The sequence below is a fragment of the Pedobacter sp. B4419 genome, assembly GCF_059693725.1.
In genome coordinates, this window is sequence record NZ_JCASSL010000002.1 from 1841175 (window position 1) to 1859609 (window position 18435).

At 40.8% G+C, this 18435-nt stretch carries 20 protein-coding genes; all 20 read left to right on the forward strand.

The genetic code is table 11. The features are described 5' to 3' along the window. Positions 1–119: 119 nt before the first annotated feature. The 20 genes from AC570H_RS19460 (at position 120) to AC570H_RS19555 (ending at position 18435) form a co-directional block, all read left to right on the forward strand. Complete coding sequence (locus tag AC570H_RS19460) at positions 120–1001, forward strand: MotA/TolQ/ExbB proton channel family protein (RefSeq protein ID WP_497357955.1); 882 nt, start codon at positions 120–122, stop codon at positions 999–1001. A gap of 84 nt (positions 1002–1085) precedes the next feature. Beyond that, positions 1086–1706 (forward strand): ExbD/TolR family protein, encoded by a 621-nt coding sequence (locus AC570H_RS19465; RefSeq protein ID WP_497357957.1) that lies wholly within the window; start codon positions 1086–1088, stop codon positions 1704–1706. Between the two features lie 9 nt (positions 1707–1715). Next, a complete protein-coding gene (locus tag AC570H_RS19470; protein WP_497357959.1) occupies positions 1716–2261 on the forward strand; it encodes an ExbD/TolR family protein in 546 nt (181 codons plus the stop codon). Positions 2262–2292: 31 nt separating this feature from the next. Further along, complete coding sequence (locus AC570H_RS19475) at positions 2293–3114, forward strand: energy transducer TonB (protein WP_497357961.1); 822 nt, start codon at positions 2293–2295, stop codon at positions 3112–3114. Between the two features lie 302 nt (positions 3115–3416). After that, the gene (locus AC570H_RS19480; protein WP_497357963.1) at positions 3417–4328 is read left to right on the forward strand and encodes a PstS family phosphate ABC transporter substrate-binding protein; all 912 of its coding nucleotides are present in this window, start codon (positions 3417–3419) and stop codon (positions 4326–4328) included. Positions 4329–4552: 224 nt separating this feature from the next. Beyond that, on the forward strand, positions 4553–6142 hold the full coding sequence (locus tag AC570H_RS19485; RefSeq protein ID WP_497357965.1) for a tetratricopeptide repeat protein: 1590 nt from the start codon (positions 4553–4555) through the stop codon (positions 6140–6142). 78 nt (positions 6143–6220) lie between these two features. After that, a complete protein-coding gene (locus AC570H_RS19490; protein WP_497357967.1) occupies positions 6221–6592 on the forward strand; it encodes an NADH-quinone oxidoreductase subunit A in 372 nt (123 codons plus the stop codon). A gap of 171 nt (positions 6593–6763) precedes the next feature. Further along, positions 6764–7306, forward strand: coding sequence for an NADH-quinone oxidoreductase subunit B (locus tag AC570H_RS19495; protein WP_199138204.1), 543 nt, complete (start codon positions 6764–6766; stop codon positions 7304–7306). Continuing rightward, positions 7306–7806: an NADH-quinone oxidoreductase subunit C gene (locus AC570H_RS19500; RefSeq protein WP_497357972.1), complete on the forward strand. Its 501-nt coding sequence runs from the start codon at positions 7306–7308 to the stop codon at positions 7804–7806. Before AC570H_RS19495 ends, AC570H_RS19500 begins: the two co-directional genes overlap by 1 nt. 4 nt (positions 7807–7810) lie before the next feature. Next, positions 7811–9025 carry an NADH-quinone oxidoreductase subunit D gene (locus tag AC570H_RS19505; protein WP_497357976.1) on the forward strand — a complete coding sequence of 405 codons (1215 nt, stop codon included), beginning with the start codon at positions 7811–7813 and terminating at the stop codon, positions 9023–9025. Beyond that, on the forward strand, positions 9018–9530 hold the full coding sequence (locus AC570H_RS19510) for an NADH-quinone oxidoreductase subunit NuoE family protein (protein ID WP_497357978.1): 513 nt from the start codon (positions 9018–9020) through the stop codon (positions 9528–9530). Before AC570H_RS19505 ends, AC570H_RS19510 begins: the two co-directional genes overlap by 8 nt. Further along, positions 9530–10900 (forward strand): NADH-quinone oxidoreductase subunit NuoF, encoded by a 1371-nt coding sequence (gene nuoF, locus AC570H_RS19515; protein ID WP_497357981.1) that lies wholly within the window; start codon positions 9530–9532, stop codon positions 10898–10900. The genes AC570H_RS19510 and nuoF overlap by 1 nt, the downstream gene beginning before the upstream one ends. Positions 10901–10995: 95 nt before the next feature. Then, complete coding sequence (locus AC570H_RS19520; protein WP_497357983.1) at positions 10996–11538, forward strand: ORF6N domain-containing protein; 543 nt, start codon at positions 10996–10998, stop codon at positions 11536–11538. A 1-nt stretch (position 11539) separates the two neighbouring features. Continuing rightward, positions 11540–12550 (forward strand): NADH-quinone oxidoreductase subunit G, encoded by a 1011-nt coding sequence (locus AC570H_RS19525; protein WP_497357987.1) that lies wholly within the window; start codon positions 11540–11542, stop codon positions 12548–12550. Then, positions 12550–13584: an NADH-quinone oxidoreductase subunit NuoH gene (gene nuoH, locus AC570H_RS19530; protein WP_497357991.1), complete on the forward strand. Its 1035-nt coding sequence runs from the start codon at positions 12550–12552 to the stop codon at positions 13582–13584. Before AC570H_RS19525 ends, nuoH begins: the two co-directional genes overlap by 1 nt. A 12-nt stretch (positions 13585–13596) precedes the next feature. After that, on the forward strand, positions 13597–14097 hold the full coding sequence (locus tag AC570H_RS19535; protein ID WP_497357994.1) for a NuoI/complex I 23 kDa subunit family protein: 501 nt from the start codon (positions 13597–13599) through the stop codon (positions 14095–14097). A 106-nt stretch (positions 14098–14203) separates the two neighbouring features. Next, positions 14204–14710, forward strand: a complete 507-nt coding sequence (locus tag AC570H_RS19540; RefSeq protein WP_497357996.1) for an NADH-quinone oxidoreductase subunit J family protein — start codon at positions 14204–14206, stop codon at positions 14708–14710. Continuing rightward, positions 14703–15032, forward strand: a complete 330-nt coding sequence (nuoK, locus tag AC570H_RS19545) for an NADH-quinone oxidoreductase subunit NuoK (RefSeq protein ID WP_497357998.1) — start codon at positions 14703–14705, stop codon at positions 15030–15032. The genes AC570H_RS19540 and nuoK overlap by 8 nt, the downstream gene beginning before the upstream one ends. 18 nt (positions 15033–15050) lie before the next feature. Further along, complete coding sequence (gene nuoL, locus AC570H_RS19550) at positions 15051–16952, forward strand: NADH-quinone oxidoreductase subunit L (protein WP_497359180.1); 1902 nt, start codon at positions 15051–15053, stop codon at positions 16950–16952. Between the two features lie 19 nt (positions 16953–16971). After that, the gene (locus AC570H_RS19555; RefSeq protein ID WP_497358000.1) at positions 16972–18435 is read left to right on the forward strand and encodes a complex I subunit 4 family protein; all 1464 of its coding nucleotides are present in this window, start codon (positions 16972–16974) and stop codon (positions 18433–18435) included.

Genomic DNA, 18435 nt, shown 5'->3' on the forward strand with positions numbered 1-18435 from the left:
AAGTTATAAATTTGTTAACGCAACAATTAGTTTCGATACGCGTTGTGTGTATTACTAAAAGATTTAATAATTTATCTAAAGTTTAAAAAACAAGTACTAAAACTAAAAAACTAAAAAAAATGGCAAACGCACCAAAACCAACAACAGTTAAAAAAGAGAGCTCAACTGCATCTAATCTATTTGCAACGCTGGTAATTCCAATCTGTATTATTATCGGTATTTCACTTTTCATCTTCGTATTAGGAAAGCCTTCAAACTTCAATATCCCTGCTGATGTGGCCAAAAGCCAAAGTGCAGTGTCATTGGCCTTCTATGACGTAGATACCCACACTTATTTGCCTTTCCCAGGAAACTATGGCGGTATGGCTTACAAAGGCGGTTTCATCGTACCAATCTTGATCGGTATGCTTTTAATGGTATTTGTATTCTCAATCGAGCGTTTCATCGTAATTGGTAAAGCTACAGGTAAAGGAAGCTTAGACGGTTTCGTTAAAAAAATTCAATCTCTTTTGAGCGCTGGTAACATCCAAGCTGCTGTTGCAGAGTGCGATAAACAAGAAGGTTCAGTAGCTAACGTAATCAAATCTGGTCTTAAAAAATACGGCGAGATGGAAGTAGAAGCTAACATGGACACAGATCAAAAATGCTTGGCTATCCAAAAAGACATCGAAGAAGCTACTTCATTGGAAATGCCAATGTTAGAGCAAAACTTAACGATCATTGCTACTTTGGTATCAGTAGGTACGTTAATGGGTCTATTGGGTACAGTAACAGGTATGATTAAAGCCTTCGGTGGTTTGGCTAACTCTGGTGCTCCAGATCAAGCTGCTTTGGCAACTGGTATCTCTGAAGCCTTGATCAATACAGCAACCGGTATCGGTACTTCTACGCTTGCGATCATCATGTATAACATCTTAACTTCGAAAATCGATAAATTGACTTATGCTATCGATGAAGCTGGTTTCAGCATCATCCAAACTTACGCTAGTACCCATAAATAAGAATTATTTTAATTTTTTTTTACCGGCTTTATGGAAAACCGGAAGAATTAACATCATTAATTAAAATATTATAATTTTTATATTATGCCTAGAGTAAAAGTTCCAAGAAAGAGTACCTCGGTAGACATGACCGCCATGTGCGACGTGGCCTTCCTGTTGTTGACTTTCTTCATTTTAACGGCAACTTCACGTCAGCCAGATCCACTGGAAATCAAGACGCCTTCTTCTTCGGTACAATTTAAAGTGCCAGATAAAGACTTAACGATCTTGAGCATTGGTAGAGGAAAGGTTTTTGTCGAAATTATCGGACAAGACGTGAAAAAGCTGACTTTGCAAAAAATGGCTGCATTGTACAACACTTCGTTCACTGAAGAAGAAGCCAAGCGTTTTGGTGTAATCTCCTCTTTTGGTGTGCCTTTTGGCAACTTGAAGCAGTTCATTAACTTGAACGGCGAAGAGCGTACCAAATTCGAAGAGAAATTTCAAGGTGTTCCGGTAGACAGTACCAGAAACAATGATTTGTTCAGATGGATTGAGCAGGCACGTTATGCAACTGCCGAATTGCACAAAACCGAGATGCGCGTAAGTATCAAAGGTGACGCGAAAGAAGAATATCCGGTAATCAAAAAGATCGTTGATGTGCTTCAAGAGCAAAAAGTTAACAAATTCAGTTTAATTACATCGGGCGAAAGCGCTGCAAAATAAAAAAGAGTTATGGCAGAATTAGATACCTCCGGCGGGGGTGGCAAAAAGGGTGGCAAAGTAAGAAGCAAAAAACAATCTACAAGAGTTGACTTAACAGCGATGGTAGACTTGGCCTTCTTATTGATTACTTTCTTTATGTTGACCACCTCGCTATCAAAGCCTCTTGCAATGGATATTGCAAAACCAGATAAAGATCCTAAAGATGAAAATAAATTAGAATTGAGAGAATCTCAAACCATGACCATTCTACTTGGAAAGAATGATAGGATAGCTTGGTACATGGGACAAGCTGGTGCTACACCACCAACCATAGAAGGATTTTCAGACATCAGGGCATCTTTATTAAAAAATAAGAAAGAAGTAAAGGATAAAACAGGTAGAGATATCGTTGTTGTAGTGAAGCCTACTACAGGCGCCAACTATAAGAACTTTGTGGACATCATGGATGAAATCAGCATTACTAAGACCAATATCAGTGCTCCGGCAATTGATGATGATCCTAGGCATTTAACCGATGCGGAGAGAGATTTCATGAAATCAAAGGGCATCCTTTAACGAGATTAGATAATAATAAAATACTTGAACAATGTTTGGAAAAAAAATAGATTTATTTGACAAAGAATGGCTTGAGATTGTATTTGCCAAAAAGAATAAAGCTTACGGAGCTTATGAGCTTCGCCAAACTAATTCTTGGAATACAACCAAATCATTATTGATTGCCTCGGCAATATTTATATTGCTTTTCTTGGGGCCAAGAATTTACGCTTTACTTAAAGGCCTTGCACCTGAGCCACCTCCTGAAAAAGTGATAGAGGTAACCGTGCAGCCACCACCACCGATCGATCCAGAGGTGAAAACACCCCCACCGGTAGAGCCACCTCCACCGAAACAGGATCAGATCAAATTCCCTCCTCCGATCGTAAAACCAGATAACGAGGTAAAAGACGAGGAGCCACCAAAGATCGAAGACTTGAAAAAAGCCGATCCTGGACAAAAAACGATTGAAGGCGATCCTACTGCCGATATCGTACAGATTGCTCCAGCAGGCGAAGGTCCGAAACAAGCGGCAGTGGTAGAGGATAATACCGTTTATAACTTTGTGAGTATGGAGAATCCACCAACCTATCCAGGTGGTATCGACAAGTTCTATGCTTTCTTGGGTTCGAATATCAAATACCCACCAATGGCAGCAGAGAACAATATTCAAGGTAACGTGTTCGTTTCATTTACTGTAGAGAAAGACGGATCTTTAACAGATCTTAGAATCGAGCGTAAATTAGGCTACGGAACCGACGAAGAAGCATTAAGGGTACTAAAGCTAGCTAAACGCTGGAATCCAGGTATGCAAAATGGTAAACCAGTGCGTGTAAAATACAACATTCCGATTAAATTTAGCTTGCAACAATAAGCAACCATGTTTAACTGGATTAACTTTAAACAGAAATCGCCTAAACAGCGATTTCTGTTTATTTTAGGGCTCACCATGATCTGTATCTTTTTAGGGATCGCAATAATGGTAGTTTTTTTCGGCGATAGGATTAACCTCGACCCGGATAGATTTCCAATAGAATATCGGATAGCCTTTGGAGTGGTTTTAGTTGTTTATGCAGCGATTAGATTTGGTAGAATAATAAAAAACGACGATTCTGTATAAATGAAACACGATGGTTTCATAGGAGCTTCATCACCGCTGAAAACAAAATAAAACGAATGAAAAAAATCAGTTTGGCCTTGGTGCTTTTAGTACTTTTATTTGGCGCATGCCGGAGAAAGGACAAAAAAGACGCCGTTAAGGAAACTAGAACTTCAGGAACGACAAAACTGCTTGTAGACGAGTCCTTCGCAAGAATCCTCGACGATCAGATCTTCGTTTTTAAAAGTGACTATCCAGATGCCAAAGTGGTAACAACCCTAGGGAACGAGAATAAAATTCTGCCTGATTTTTTAAATGGCAAGGTTAAAATGATCGTTTTGTCAAGGATGCTTACGCCAAGCGAAGAAAACTACTACAAACAAAAGCAAGTTCCTGTATATACAGACAGATTTGCGATTGATGGCATCGCCTTGATTACCAATGTGGCTAATATAGATACAAATATTACGGCGAGCGAGGTATTTGATATCCTAAAAGGTACTTCAAAATCTGGAAAGAAATTGGTTTTTGATAATGCCTACTCGAGTACCATCAGATATTTTATAGATTCGGCAAAAATAAAAGAGTTGCCAAAAAGTGGTGTATATACATTACAGTCAAATAATGATGTAATTAAGTATATTGCCGAACATAAGGATTACATAGGTGTGGTGGGTGTGAATTGGTTGTTGGAGAATAATAAAGACATTTTGGCATATTTGCCACAAGTTAAGATGATGGGCGTCAGGAACTTGCCTGGAGAAAAAGTAGACAATTCTTACTATAAACCTACTCAGGAGAACCTAATCAGCGCAAAATATCCGTTTTTAAGAAACGTTTACATCATTAATGCCGAATACAGCGATGGTTTAGGCACAGGATTTGCAAATTGGTTAACTAGTCAACGTGGACAGTTAATTGTACTCAAATCAGGACTAGGTCCTCATAAATTAACAACGAGAGAATTAAACATAAAGAACACGAACTAAATTTTAATATTCAACTAAGGAAATAACATTCTTAATGCAGAACCAGATAAAGGCATAGGAAAATTTTATTTCAGTTAAAACAAATGATGACAATGAAAATGATCAAGAAAGCAATAACCTTAAGTTTAGGTTTGGTAATGATGGGTGGTACTGCCTCATTTGCTCAGAGTTTAGCCGATGCAAAGAAGGCAATGGATGCAGAACAGTACCAAAAGGCAGGTTCGATGCTTAAAACATTAGTGAGTACCCAGGCTAGCAAGGGTGAAAACTATTTTAACCTTGGTGAAGTATATCTACGTACAGACGATATCGACTCGGCGAGGGCTGTGTTTACAAAAGGTATCACTGCCGATCCAAAATACGCACTAAACTATGTAGGTTTGGGGCATGCAGATTTGAAATCTGCAAATGCTACATCAGCAAAAACAAATTTCGACAAAGCTTTGCAATTAGGCACAAAAGATTACCAAACGTATTTGGCAATCGGTAGGGCTTATATCGATAATCAGAAACCTGATTACGCAGCGGCTTTGCCTAACCTGCAAAAAGCAGAAGAATTGGATGCAAAAGATAAAGATCCAGAGACCTTTTTGGCTTTGGGCGATTTTTATGCACAACAAGTAAAAAATACAGAGGCTTATCCTCAATATTTAAGAGCTTTAGACATCAACCCGAACTTGAATCGTGCACACGTACAGATCGGCAGGATGTATAAAATGGCTTTTGCCTTCCCTGAAGCTGAAGCTGAATTAAAGAAAGCAACGGCCAGCGATGCTAACTATGGTCCAGCTTACCGTGAGTTGGCTGAAAATGAAATGCAATGGTCTCGTGCAGATGTGAAAACTGCTGATGCTAAAAAAGCCGAAGCCTTAACCAACATGAGAAAGTACTTAGATTTAACCGATAAGTCTTTCGAATCTCGTTTGCGTTATGCACAGTTCTTGGTATATGCAGGTGATTTTACGACTTTAGAAAAAGAGGTGGCAACTTTGAATGCTACCGATGCCAATAACCCTAAGACATTTGTTGTAATTCGTATGCGCGGTTATTCAGCGGTAGAGAATAAGAACTTCGAGCAAGGTATGAAATACATGAATGAGTTGTTCGCTCGTAAACAAGACGAATCTCGTATCTTGGGTGATGACTACCTTTATCTAGGTAGAGCTTATGCCGGAACTGGAAACGATAGTTTGGCTGTATTGAACATTAGCAAAGGTGTTGAGTTAGATTCTACAAAAGTTGAAGAGCTAGCCGCAGTGGGTAAAAAACTTTTCGACGAAAAGAAATATGCTCAGGCCGCTCAAGTTTATAAAAAAGTAATCGACTTGAACTCTAAGAATCCTGCAATGGCCATGAACTACTATTACTTAGGTATGGCTAGCTATGTTGCCGCAAATGGAAAAAACAAACCAGTATTGGTTGAAGCTGATTCTGCATTTTCAAAATTAGCTACACTTTCTCCTGAGACTGAGCAAGCTCCGATTTATAGAGCACGTATCAACAAATACATTGATGCAATCGATAATCCAGATGCACAAAAAGGTTTAGCTATTCCTTTTTATGAGAAGTTCATCCAATTGGTTACTGTAACAAAACCAGAAAAAGGAACAACTCCGGCAAATATCAAAAACCTTGTAGAGACATATAACTATTTAGGTTTCTATTATTCAGGTGTTGATAAGGAAAAAGCTAAAGAATATTTCAACAAGACTTTAGCTATTGATCCTCAGAACACTTATGCTGCAGAGAGCTTGAAATCTTTGATGGCTCCACCAGCACCAGCAGCTCAAAAAAAGGCGCCAATTAAGAAATAAGTTATTTTCAAATTGATAAACGAAAGGCAGGATTTGTAATCCTGCCTTTTTCTTTTAATTTTGCCTTAAATTTTTGATATGGAAACGCAAAGTACAGCACAGGATTTTTTGCCTATTATATTTCAGGTTATCGTGGCCTTGGGATTTGTAGTGGTTACCTTATTTGCTACACACCTTTTGGGGCCAAAACGCAAAACCAAGGATAAACTCTCTACTTTTGAGGCGGGTATCAAGGTAGTAGGTAATGCACGTCAGCCGTTTTCGATTAAATACTTTCTGGTAGCTATTCTTTTCGTGTTGTTCGACGTAGAGGTAATCTTTATGTACCCATGGGCAGTTAACTTCAAAGAACTAGGCTGGAATGGCGTAATCGAAATGTTCATCTTTATGGGAACATTGTTGTTAGGCTTTATATATATCATTAAGAAAAAAGCCTTGGATTGGGCTTAATCAATTAGCAGTTTACAGCTCTCAGTTAATAACTGATAACTAAAAATCACCGACTAAAAACTCATTTATTTAGAACGGTTCTAAATGCCAATAGCTTAGGCTAATTACTTTTAAAATATTGTAAATTTGTTGCTCATTCTTTATTTGAATGAGCATTTTTTGTTTAAAAACATGAGTGAAATCAACATAGTAGATGCGCCTCCAGGTATCGAAGGATCTGGTTTTTTTGCCACCTCTTTAGATAAGGTCATTGGTTTGGCTCGTTCGCATTCCTTATGGCCTTTGCCATTTGCCACCTCGTGCTGCGGCATCGAGTTTATGGCAACAATGGGTTCTCATTACGACTTTGGCCGTTTTGGTGCCGAGCGTTTAAGCTTTTCGCCTCGTCAGGCAGATTTGCTGATGGTAATGGGTACCATAGCCAAAAAAATGGGTCCCGTACTTAAACAGGTTTACCTGCAGATGGCCGAACCTCGTTGGGTAATGGCTGTTGGTGCCTGCGCTTCAAGCGGTGGTATTTTCGATACTTATTCGGTGTTGCAAGGCATTGACGAAATTATCCCTGTTGATGTATATGTGCCGGGCTGTCCACCTCGCCCAGAGGCTATTTTAGATGGCTTTAACAAAATTCAGGAGCTGGTAAAGAACGAATCGGGTAGGAGAAGGCATTCTGAGCAATACAAAAAAATGTTAGCTTCTTACGGAATAGAATAATGGCCAAAGCAACCAATACAGAAATTATCGAATTGCTTGGCGAAAGATTTGGCGAGCAGCTTTTCGATGTAACAGAACCTTATGGGCTGTTAACATTTTCGACCACCAAAGACAAATTAATTGCCGTACTCTCGTTTCTTAAAGAAAACGGAAAAATCGACTTTAATTTTTTAACCGATATTACTGCCGTTCACTATCCGGAAAAAAACCATATTGCAGTGGTTTACCATTTGCACAGCATGGTAAAGGGCATTAGGGTTAGGTTAAAGGTTTTTATCCACGAAAATGATCCTACCATTCCTACAGCAAGCACGCTTTGGAATTCGGCCAATTGGATGGAACGCGAAACCTATGATTTTTTCGGCGTAAAGTTCGAAGGCCATCCAGACCTAAGAAGGATTTTGAACATGGACGATTTGGGCGTACATCCTATGCTTAAACAATATCCATTAGAAGATCCAAACAGAGTTGATAAAAAAGACGAATATTTTGGTAGATAAATCCATGAAACACAATCAACCAGTATATACAGACAACGATCCGCAAAATGAATTGGTAACCCTTAACCTGGGGCCAACTCACCCGGCTACGCATGGTGTTTTTCAAAACGTATTGCAGCTAGACGGTGAGCGTATCGTAAGCGGTGTGTCTACCATCGGCTATATCCACCGTGCATTCGAGAAGATTGCCGAGCATCGTCCGTTCTACCAGATTACCCCATTAACCGATCGTTTAAACTACTGCTCGTCGCCTATCAATAACATGGGCTGGCACATGACGGTAGAAAAACTATTGAATATCCAAATCCCGAAACGTGTAGATTACCTGCGTGTAATCATCATGGAACTATCGAGGATTGCCGATCATATCATCTGCAATACCATTATTGCCCAAGATACTGGCGCTACCACTACTTTCCTTTATCTTTTCCAGTTCAGAGAGCATATCTATGAAATTTACGAAGAGATCTGCGGTGCACGCTTAACCACTAACATTGGTCGTATTGGCGGATTGGAAAGAGATTTTAACGAAATCGCTTTTGCCAAAATCAATAAATTCTTGAAAGAATTCCCGGTAGCATTAAGGGAGTTTGAAAGTTTGCTGAACCGTAACCGTATTTTCATCGACCGTACTGCCGGCGTTGCCGAAGTTACACAAGAAAATGCCTTGAGCTATGGTTGGACCGGTCCCTTGTTGCGCGCTACAGGTGTTGACTACGACGTACGTGTGAGCGAGCCTTATTCTTCTTACCAAGATTTCGATTTCGAAATCCCGGTAGGTACCAGTGGCGATATTTATGACCGTTACTTGGTGCGCAACGAAGAAATGTGGCAAAGCGTTCGAATCATCGAACAAGCCATAGAGAAAATAAAATCAGAGCCAAAAGGTATTTTCCATGCCGACGTTCCAGAATTTTATTTGCCAGGAAAAGAAGAAGTATACAACAATATGGAGGCATTGATCTATCACTTTAAAATTGTGATGGGCGAAATCGATGCGCCAAAAGCAGAAGTTTACCATGCTGTAGAAGGTGGTAATGGCGAGCTGGGTTTCTATTTGATCAACGATGGTGGCAGAACGCCTTATCGTTTGCACTTTAGAAGGCCAAGTTTTATTAATTATTCCATGTTTGCCAAAATGAGCGAAGGTATGCTGTTGTCAGATGCCATCATTAACATGAGTAGCATGAACATTATTGCAGGAGAATTAGATGCTTAGAGTAGAAGAACAACAACCTGTAGAGTTTCCGTCGGCATTGATCAGCAAATTCGACGAAATCGTAAACCGTTATCCTGCCGGAAGACAAAAATCGGCACTCTTGCCTATTTTACACTTGGTACAGGCCGAATTTGGCTGGACTAGCGTTCCTGCAATGGATAAGGTGGCAGAATATTTACAGATTCAGCCGATTGAAGTGTATGAAGTAGCTTCTTTCTATACCATGTACTTCTTGCAGCCAAAAGGAAAATACGTACTGGAAGTTTGTCGTACAGGTCCTTGCTGCTTGGTTGGTGCCGAAAAAATTATGGATCATATCGAGCAGAAACTGGGTGTTAAAGAAGGCGAAGTAACGGAAGATGGCCAATTTAGCTGGAGAGGCGTTGAGTGTCTGGCCGCTTGTGGTTATGGTCCGGTATTGCAGATCGGCCCAGAATATACTTTTTATGAGAACCTGACCGAACAGTCGGTTGATCAATTGATAGACGATTTACGCAAAAAATAATGGCACGTAAACTATTATTAGAACATATCAATGTACCTGGCATTAACACGCTAGAGGTCTATCGCCAAAAAGGCGGTTACCGTGCCCTAGAAAAAGCACTGAAAACGCTAACTCCTGATGAGGTGGTAGAAGAAGTGAAAAAATCGGGTTTGCGTGGCAGAGGAGGTGCAGGTTTCCCAACCGGGATGAAATGGAGCTTTTTGGCCAAGCCAGAAGGTGTGCCACGTTATTTGGTATGCAATGCCGATGAATCTGAGCCTGGAACTTTTAAAGACAGGTATTTAATGACTTATATTCCGCATGCACTAATCGAAGGAATGATTGTGTCTAGCTATGCTTTGGGCGCAAACACTTCTTACATCTATGTGCGTGGCGAGATGATGCCCCAAATCCGCATCTTGGAAAGAGCAATTGCCGAAGCCAAAGCAGCTGGTTTGTTGGGCCAAAAAATATTAGGAACAGACTATAGCCTCGAATTGTATGTACAGCCAGGTGGTGGTGCTTACATCTGTGGCGAAGAGACCGCTTTGTTAGAATCATTGGAAGGCAAAAGAGGAAATCCTCGCATCAAGCCGCCATTTCCGGCAATTGCAGGTTTATATGGCTGTCCAACGGTAGTAAACAACGTAGAATCGATTGCGGCAGTAGTACCAATTATCAATGATGGTGGCGACGAGTATGCTAAAATCGGTATTGGTCGCAGTACAGGTACCAAACTGATCTCAGCCTCTGGCAACTTGGTAAAACCAGGTGTTTACGAAATCGAATTGGGCTTGCCGGTTGAAGAATTTATCTATTCTGACGAGTATTGTGGCGGTATCGCCAATGGCAAAAAACTGAAAGCTACCGTAGCTGGAGGTTCTTCGGTGCCAATTCTACCTGCTAATTTAACCTTGAAATATGCCAATGGCGAGCCTCGTTTAATGAGTTACGAATCACTTTCTGAAGGTGGTTTTGCTACAGGAACGATGCTGGGTTCAGGCGGTTTTATCGCTTTTGACGAAGACCAGTGTATCGTAAGAAACACTTGGAACTTCTCGCGTTTCTATCACCATGAAAGTTGCGGACAGTGTTCGCCTTGTCGAGAAGGAACGGGCTGGTTAGAAAAAGTATTGCACAGATTAGAATACGGACACGGAAAAATGAGCGACATCGATTTATTGGTAGACGTGTCTAAGAAAATAGAAGGAAATACAATTTGTCCATTGGGCGATGCAGCAGCCTGGCCGGTAGCCAGTGCCATCAGACACTTCAGAGATGAATTTGAGTGGCATGTGAAAGAACCGGTTAAGAGTCAGCAACAAAACTATGGCTTGGCTAATTATGCAGTGCCAATAGAGAAAGCACCAGTAGCAGAAACAAAGGAATAATTTAAAATAAAGCAAGCATTCAAGAGATCCCCCTTTTGCAGTTAATTGATAACTGGTCGCAAATTGCGACCACCTAGTAAATGTAAATTGGAGATATGGGTGAAGACAAGAGACTACTAAAAATACCGAACGAGATTATCCTCAATAAAATAATTGAGCTGAGAGATAAGAAAGTTATGGTAGATAGTGATTTAGCCGAGCTTTATGGAGTAACAACTAAAAGACTAAACGAACAAGTAAAAAGAAATATAAAACGCTTCCCTGAAGATTTTATGTTTCAAATTACAAAAGAGGAAAAGGACGCATTAATTTCACAGTTTGAGCATTTAAATAAATTGAAGTTCTCTTCAGCTTTACCTAATGCTTTTACTGAACATGGAGCCGTAATGTTGGCAAGTGTGTTAAATAGCGATAAAGCAATAGAAGTAAATATCCAAATTGTGAGGGTGTTTACGGAGCTTAGAGAGTTATTATCATCTAACTTGAAATTGAGGTTAGATGTAGAAAAAATAAAGAAGAAAGTAGATAATCAAGATAAAAATATAGAAGTTATATTTCGTTATTTTGATGAATTGTTAGAACAAACAGAAAAGCCAAGAGAAAAGATAGGATATCAAATTCCTAAAAAGAAGAAATAAAATGGCCGAAACAGTTAAAGTAACTATAGACGGAATAACAGTAGAGGTAGCTCCTGGAACAAGCATCCTAAATGCAGCAAGGCAAATAGGTGGCGATATCGTTCCTCCTGCCATGTGCTATTATTCTAAGCTGGAAGGCAGCGGCGGCAAGTGCCGTACCTGTATCGTAAAGGTGAGCAAAGGCTCTGAAAAAGATCCTCGCCCTATGCCTAAGCTGGTAGCATCTTGCCGTACCACGGTAATGGATGGTATGGAAGTACAGAACATTACTTCGCCAGAGGTTTTAGAGGCCAGAAGCGGCGTAGTAGAGATTTTGTTGATCAACCACCCTTTAGATTGTCCAGTTTGCGATCAGGCTGGCGAGTGCGATTTGCAAAACCTAGGTTACGAGCACGGCTTGCAAAAAACCAGATACGAATTTGAACGTCGTACTTTCGATAGGATAGACATTGGCGATAAGATCCAATTGCACATGAACAGGTGCATTTTATGCTACCGTTGCGTATTTACGGCTGATCAGATTACCAACAAACGCGTTCATGGTATCTTGAACCGCGGCGATCATTCGGAGATTTCTACCTATATCCAAACTGCAGTTGATAACGATTTCTCTGGAAACGTAATCGATGTTTGTCCAGTAGGTGCCTTAACAGATAGAACTTTCAGGTTCAAAAACAGGGTATGGTTTACCAAGCCTGTTGATGCACATCGCAATTGCGACCATGAAAAATGCAATGGCAAAGTAACGCTTTGGTATAAAGGCGAGGATGTATTACGTGTAACTGCCCGTAAAGACCAGTTTGGTGAGGTAGAAGAATTTATCTGCAACACCTGCCGTTTCGAAAAGAAAAATACAGCTGATTGGGTAATTGAACACCCAACGCATATTTCAGATACTTCGGTAATTGCATCAAACCACTACGAAACATTTAAGCCGTTACCGGTCATCAAAGAAAACCTGGCTTTGCAACAAGCAAATCAAATAGAACTAGAAAAAACTGCTAAATTCTAATGGATATCAATTTTGTAATCGAAAAATTTTTGCTGGTAACCATTTTATTTGCCATCAGTTTGGTTATTGCCATGTACTCTACTTATGCAGAGCGCAAGGTGGCCGCATTTTTACAAGACAGGCTTGGACCGGATAGAGCCGGACCTTTTGGTATTTTACAGCCATTGGCCGATGGGGTAAAAATGTTTATGAAAGAAGAAATTGTTCCAGAAACCTCTAATAAATGGTTATTTATGGTAGGGCCTGGTTTGGCCATGCTTTGTGCCTGTATTGGTACAGCTGTTATTCCCTGGGGACAAGACCTTAACATTGGTGGCAAAGCAGTGCCTTTGCAAGTAACCGATATCAACGTTGGTGTATTGTACATTTTCGGTGTAGTATCATTAGGTGTTTACGGCGTAATGATTGGCGGTTGGGCTTCTAACAACAAATATTCTTTGTTAAGTGCCATCCGTGCCGCTTCTCAGAACATCAGTTATGAAGTGGCGATGGGCCTTTCTATCATCGCTTTGCTTTTGGTAACCAATACACTGAGCTTAAGAGAAATTGTAGCGCAACAGCATGGTTTGGATTGGAATGTTTGGGTACAGCCATTAGGCTTTATCATTTTTATGGTTTGTTCGTTTGCTGAAACCAACCGTGCGCCATTCGATTTGCCGGAGTGCGAAACCGAGCTGATCGGTGGATACCATACCGAATACTCGTCAATGAAATTGGGTTTTTACCTGTTTGCCGAATACATTAACATGTTTGTTTCGTCAACTGTAATGGTTACGCTTTATTTCGGAGGTTATAACTATCCGGGGATGGATTGGATTGCAGCACACGTGGCGCCGAATGCAGCGGCTTTGATAGGAACAGGTATATTTTTTATCAAGATATTTATGTTCATCTTCTTCTTCATGTGGGTACGTTGGACCATTCCGCGTTTCCGTTATGATCAGTTGATGAATTTAGGATGGAAGGGACTGATCCCGTTGGCGATTGCCAATATCATCATTACAGGAATTGTGATTGCAGTACGTCAATTTTAACGAGGGAGAGAAATGGAATCATTAAGCAATAAGAAAAAAGTATTAGAGCAAAAGCCACTCAACCTTGCAGAGCGTTTGTATCTGCCGGCTATTTTAAAAGGCTTGGGTACTACGATGAGCCACTTTTTCAAAAAAAGTGCAACGATCAGGTATCCTGAGGTAGAGCGTGAGTTTTCGATCAATTGGAGGGGCATGCACTCTTTAAAAAGGGACGAAGAAGGCAGAGAACGTTGTACAGCCTGTGGCTTGTGCGCTCTATCATGCCCTGCAGAAGCCATTACCATGATTGCAGCCGAACGCAAGCCAGAAGAGAAAGATCTTTACCGCGAAGAGAAATATGCAGCAGTATATGAAATCAACATGTTGCGTTGTATTTTTTGCGGTCTGTGCGAAGAAGCCTGCCCTAAAGAAGCAATTTATTTGGATGGACCAATCGTACCATCTGATTATTTGCGCAAAGACTTTATCTACGGCAAAGATAAATTGGTAGAAGCTCCGCTGGAGGCAAAATAAAACAAACGTCATTGCGAGGAACGAAGCAATCCTAAAGCAATGACATAAAAATGAGATTGCTTCGTGCCTCGCAATAACGTGGCAAAAATAACTAAACAAAAAATTAATGGGTACACAAGTATTCTATTTTGTAGCTGCACTAAGTGTCATCTTCTCGCTGATGGTTATCTTTTCTAAGAATCCCATCCACAGCGTGCTATACCTGATACTTACCTTCTTTACGTTTACCGTGCACTACGTGTTGTTAAACGCCCAATTTCTGGCCGTTGTAAACTTCATCGTTTATATGGGTGCAATTATGGTATTGTTCCTCTTTGTGCTCATGTTATTGAACCTGAACAAGGAGAACGAGCCCAACAAATCGAGTTTGATTAAAATTGTGGGCGTAATTGCCGGAGGCTGCTTGGCTGTAACCTTAATCGGTTCGTTCAAAGCGGTGTCTATCAATAGTCCGCTGGTATTGCAAAACCCAAATCTGGGCTTGGTAAAAAATCTGGGCAAAGAGCTTTTTGGCCCGTTTATGTTGCCATTTGAATTGTCGTCAATCTTATTGCTTACTGCAATGGTTGGTGCCGTATTGTTAACTAAAAAGGAAGTAAAACAGAATGGATAAGCTAACCCAAACCATGCAGGCCGTTCCGCTTAACCACTACATTTGGTTATGCGCCATTATCTTCACCATTGGCGTAATTGGGGTATTGACCCGCAGAAATGCCATTGTGATCTTTATGTCGGTAGAGCTGATGCTTAATGCCGTAAACTTGTTGCTAACCGCCTTTTCGGTTCACCACAACGATCCATCAGGGCAGGTATTTGTATTTTTTATTATGGCTTTGGCCGCGGCAGAAGTTGCTGTTGGATTGAGTATCATCGTAATGGTGTACAGAAATACACAATCTATAGATATTAATGTGTTAAATCGCCTTAAGTGGTAATTATATAGAATAGGAATGATAAATAATTTACTTTGGTTGGTTCCTTTGCTTCCGCTTTTAGGCTTCGTCATTAATGGCCTTGGCAGAAATACGTTCAGCAAAAGCTTAGTTGGCTTTATCGGAAGCGGAGTGGTATTTGCCTCTTTTGTACTCAGTGTCTTTTTGTTTTTTCAATTAAGCGGCGGTACCGAAAAACAGATTAATGTAGTACTTTTCGACTGGATCAGTGCTGGTAAGGTACACATCCCATTGGCTTTCTTGCTCGATCCGTTGAGCTCGATCATGTTGCTGATCATTACCGGTATCGGTTTCCTGATCCATATTTATTCTATTGGCTATATGCATGAAGATGCCGGTTTTGGAAAGTTCTTCAGCTATTTGAATCTCTTTATCTTCTTCATGTTGATTTTGGTATTGGGCTCAAACTATATCGTAATGTTCATTGGCTGGGAAGGCGTAGGTTTATGTTCTTACCTGCTCATCGGCTTCTGGTATACCAACAGCAATTATGCTAGCGCTGCCAAAAAAGCTTTCGTAATGAACCGTATTGGCGATTTGGGCTTTTTGATTGGCGTATTTATGTTGGTTGCCAATTTTAACAGTACCGAGTTTGCACAGATCTTTCCTGTTGCTGCCACTAAATTTGCTTCTAACGACACTGTTGTAATTACCATTACCATCTTATTGTTTATTGGTGCATGCGGTAAATCGGCACAGTTGCCATTGTTTACCTGGCTGCCTGATGCGATGGCTGGTCCAACCCCAGTTTCGGCTTTGATCCACGCCGCTACCATGGTAACGGCTGGTATCTACATGATTGCCCGTTCGAGCGTATTGTTCGATTTGGCCCCAATTACCCAAAATATTATCGCCATTATAGGTGCAGCAACTGCTTTAATTGCCGCATTGATTGCTTTGACCCAAACAGATATCAAAAAAGTATTGGCCTATTCAACCGTATCGCAATTGGGCTATATGTTCTTAGGCCTAGGCGTTGGTGCTTACACCGGTTCATTCTTCCACGTATTAACCCATGCTTTCTTTAAAGCTTTATTGTTCTTGGGCGCAGGTTCGGTGATCCATGCCATGCACCACGAGCAAGACATGCGCCACATGGGTGGTTTAAGGTCGAAATTGAAAATCACCTTTGCAACAATGATGATCGGTACCATTGCCATTGCAGGATTGCCGCCATTTTCGGGTTTCTTCTCTAAAGATGAGATCTTGGCGCATACTTTTGAGCACAGTCCGATTCTTTGGGGCGTAGGTTTATTGACCGCATTTTTAACTTCGTTCTATATGTTTAGGATGATGTTCTTGACTTTCTCTGGCAAATATCGTGGTACACACCATGAAGAGAGCCATGTACACGAGTCGCCAGGCGTAATGACTTTCCCACTGATTGTGTTGGCTATTTTGGCTGCCATTGGTGGATTGATCAATTTGCCGCACATTGTGGGTGGTAACGAGTGGTTGGCACATTGGCTAGCAGGTGCAGGCATTGCCCCTCAAGAGCTGAGCTTAGACCATGGTACAGAAATTGGCCTAATGGCTACATCGGTTGGTGCAGCAGTGATCGCGTTGATTTTTGCCTATGTAAAATATGTGAAGAATGCTGATATTCCTGTCCCTGATGAAGGAAAAAGATCGGCATTGGCAAAATTGTCTTATCATAAATTCTATTTGGATGAGATTTATGATGCCATCATCAGAAAACCATTAGATGCTTTCTCTAGATTTTTCTACCGTATTGTAGACAAGAAAGTAATCGATGGCTTGGTAAACGGCTTGGGCTGGACCGCCACTGAAGGAAGCAAGAACCTTCGCTTATTGCAATCTGGAAATGTAGGCTTTTATATCTTTATGATGGTATTTGGTATCATTGCCCTATTGTTATACACCTATTTATCCATCTCTTAACATTGGCTAAACAAAATAAATGGAACTTTTAATACTTATATTTTTACCACTAATTGGTGCCATTGTCACAGCAGCTTTAGCCAAGAAAACCGCTAAGCAAACCGCTTTGGTGTTTTCCATCCTTTCATTGGCAACAACCATAGGTTTATTGTGCAAGTTTACGCCAGATGCAAGTACACAATTTGTGATCAACTGCGCCTGGATCAGGGAATTTGGAATTAGCTTCCATGTGGGCATCGATGGCATCAGCATGATCACCGTGTTGTTGACCAATATTTTAATGCCTTTGATCATTCTAGCCAGCTTTAAGCACGACTATAAAAACAGCAACGCCTTTTATGCACTGATGCTGTTTATGCAAAGTGGATTGCTGTTGGTATTTACCTCTTTAGACGCTTTCTTGTTTTATATCGGCTGGGAGGCTGCTTTGATCCCGATTTACTTTATCTGCGCCATGTGGGGCGGAAAAGACCGAATCAAAGTAAACATGAAATTTTTTGTGTACACCATTGCGGGCTCGCTGTTTATGCTTTTGGGCATGATCTATCTGTACCTGCAAAACCCGGCACACAATTTTGATATCACCGCATTTTATAGCCTTCACCTTGATGCTACGCAACAAGGATGGGTATTCTGGGCTTTCTTTATCGCTTTTGCCATTAAGATGCCGATCTTCCCATTCCACACTTGGCAACCAGATACCTATACCGAAGCTCCTGCTCCAGGTACGATGTTGTTATCGGGTATCATGTTGAAGATGGGTATTTATGGTGTCATCAGGTGGTTGTTGCCCGTAGTGCCACAAGGCGTACAAGACTGGACAAGCCTGGCTATGATCCTATCGGTGATTGGTATTGTATATGCTTCGCTGATTGCCTTTACGCAGAAAGATGCCAAAAGATTGGTGGCTTATTCATCAATCGGTCACGTTGGATTAATTGCTGCAGGTATTTTTGCCTTAAACACACAAGGCTTGCAAGGTGCAATGGTACAAATGCTCAGCCATGGTATCAATGTAGTAGGCTTATTCTTTGTATTGGATATCATTTCGTCGCAATTAAAAACCAATAAGATAGAAGAACTGGGCGGTTTGGCCAAAGTGGCACCAAAACTGGCCATTACTTTCCTGATCATTGTTTTAGGCACGGTAGCCTTGCCGGGAACCAATGGTTTTGTGGGCGAGTTTTTATTGTTGTTATCTGTTTACCAATATAACATTTGGATGGTTGCCGTTGCCGGATTGACCATCATTTTTGGAGCGGTTTATATGCTAAGGATGTACCAAAAGGTAATGCTTGGCGAAACCAACAGCCTTACCATTGGCTTTACAGACATTAAAGGAACAGAAAAAGTAGTGTTGTATATCATTTGTGCGCTGATCATTGTGATGGGCGTATATCCTAAGCCAATTCTGCAATTGTCAGAAGCTTCAGTACAGCATTTATTAGAACAAGTAAATCAAAAATTAACAGGGCTAAACTAA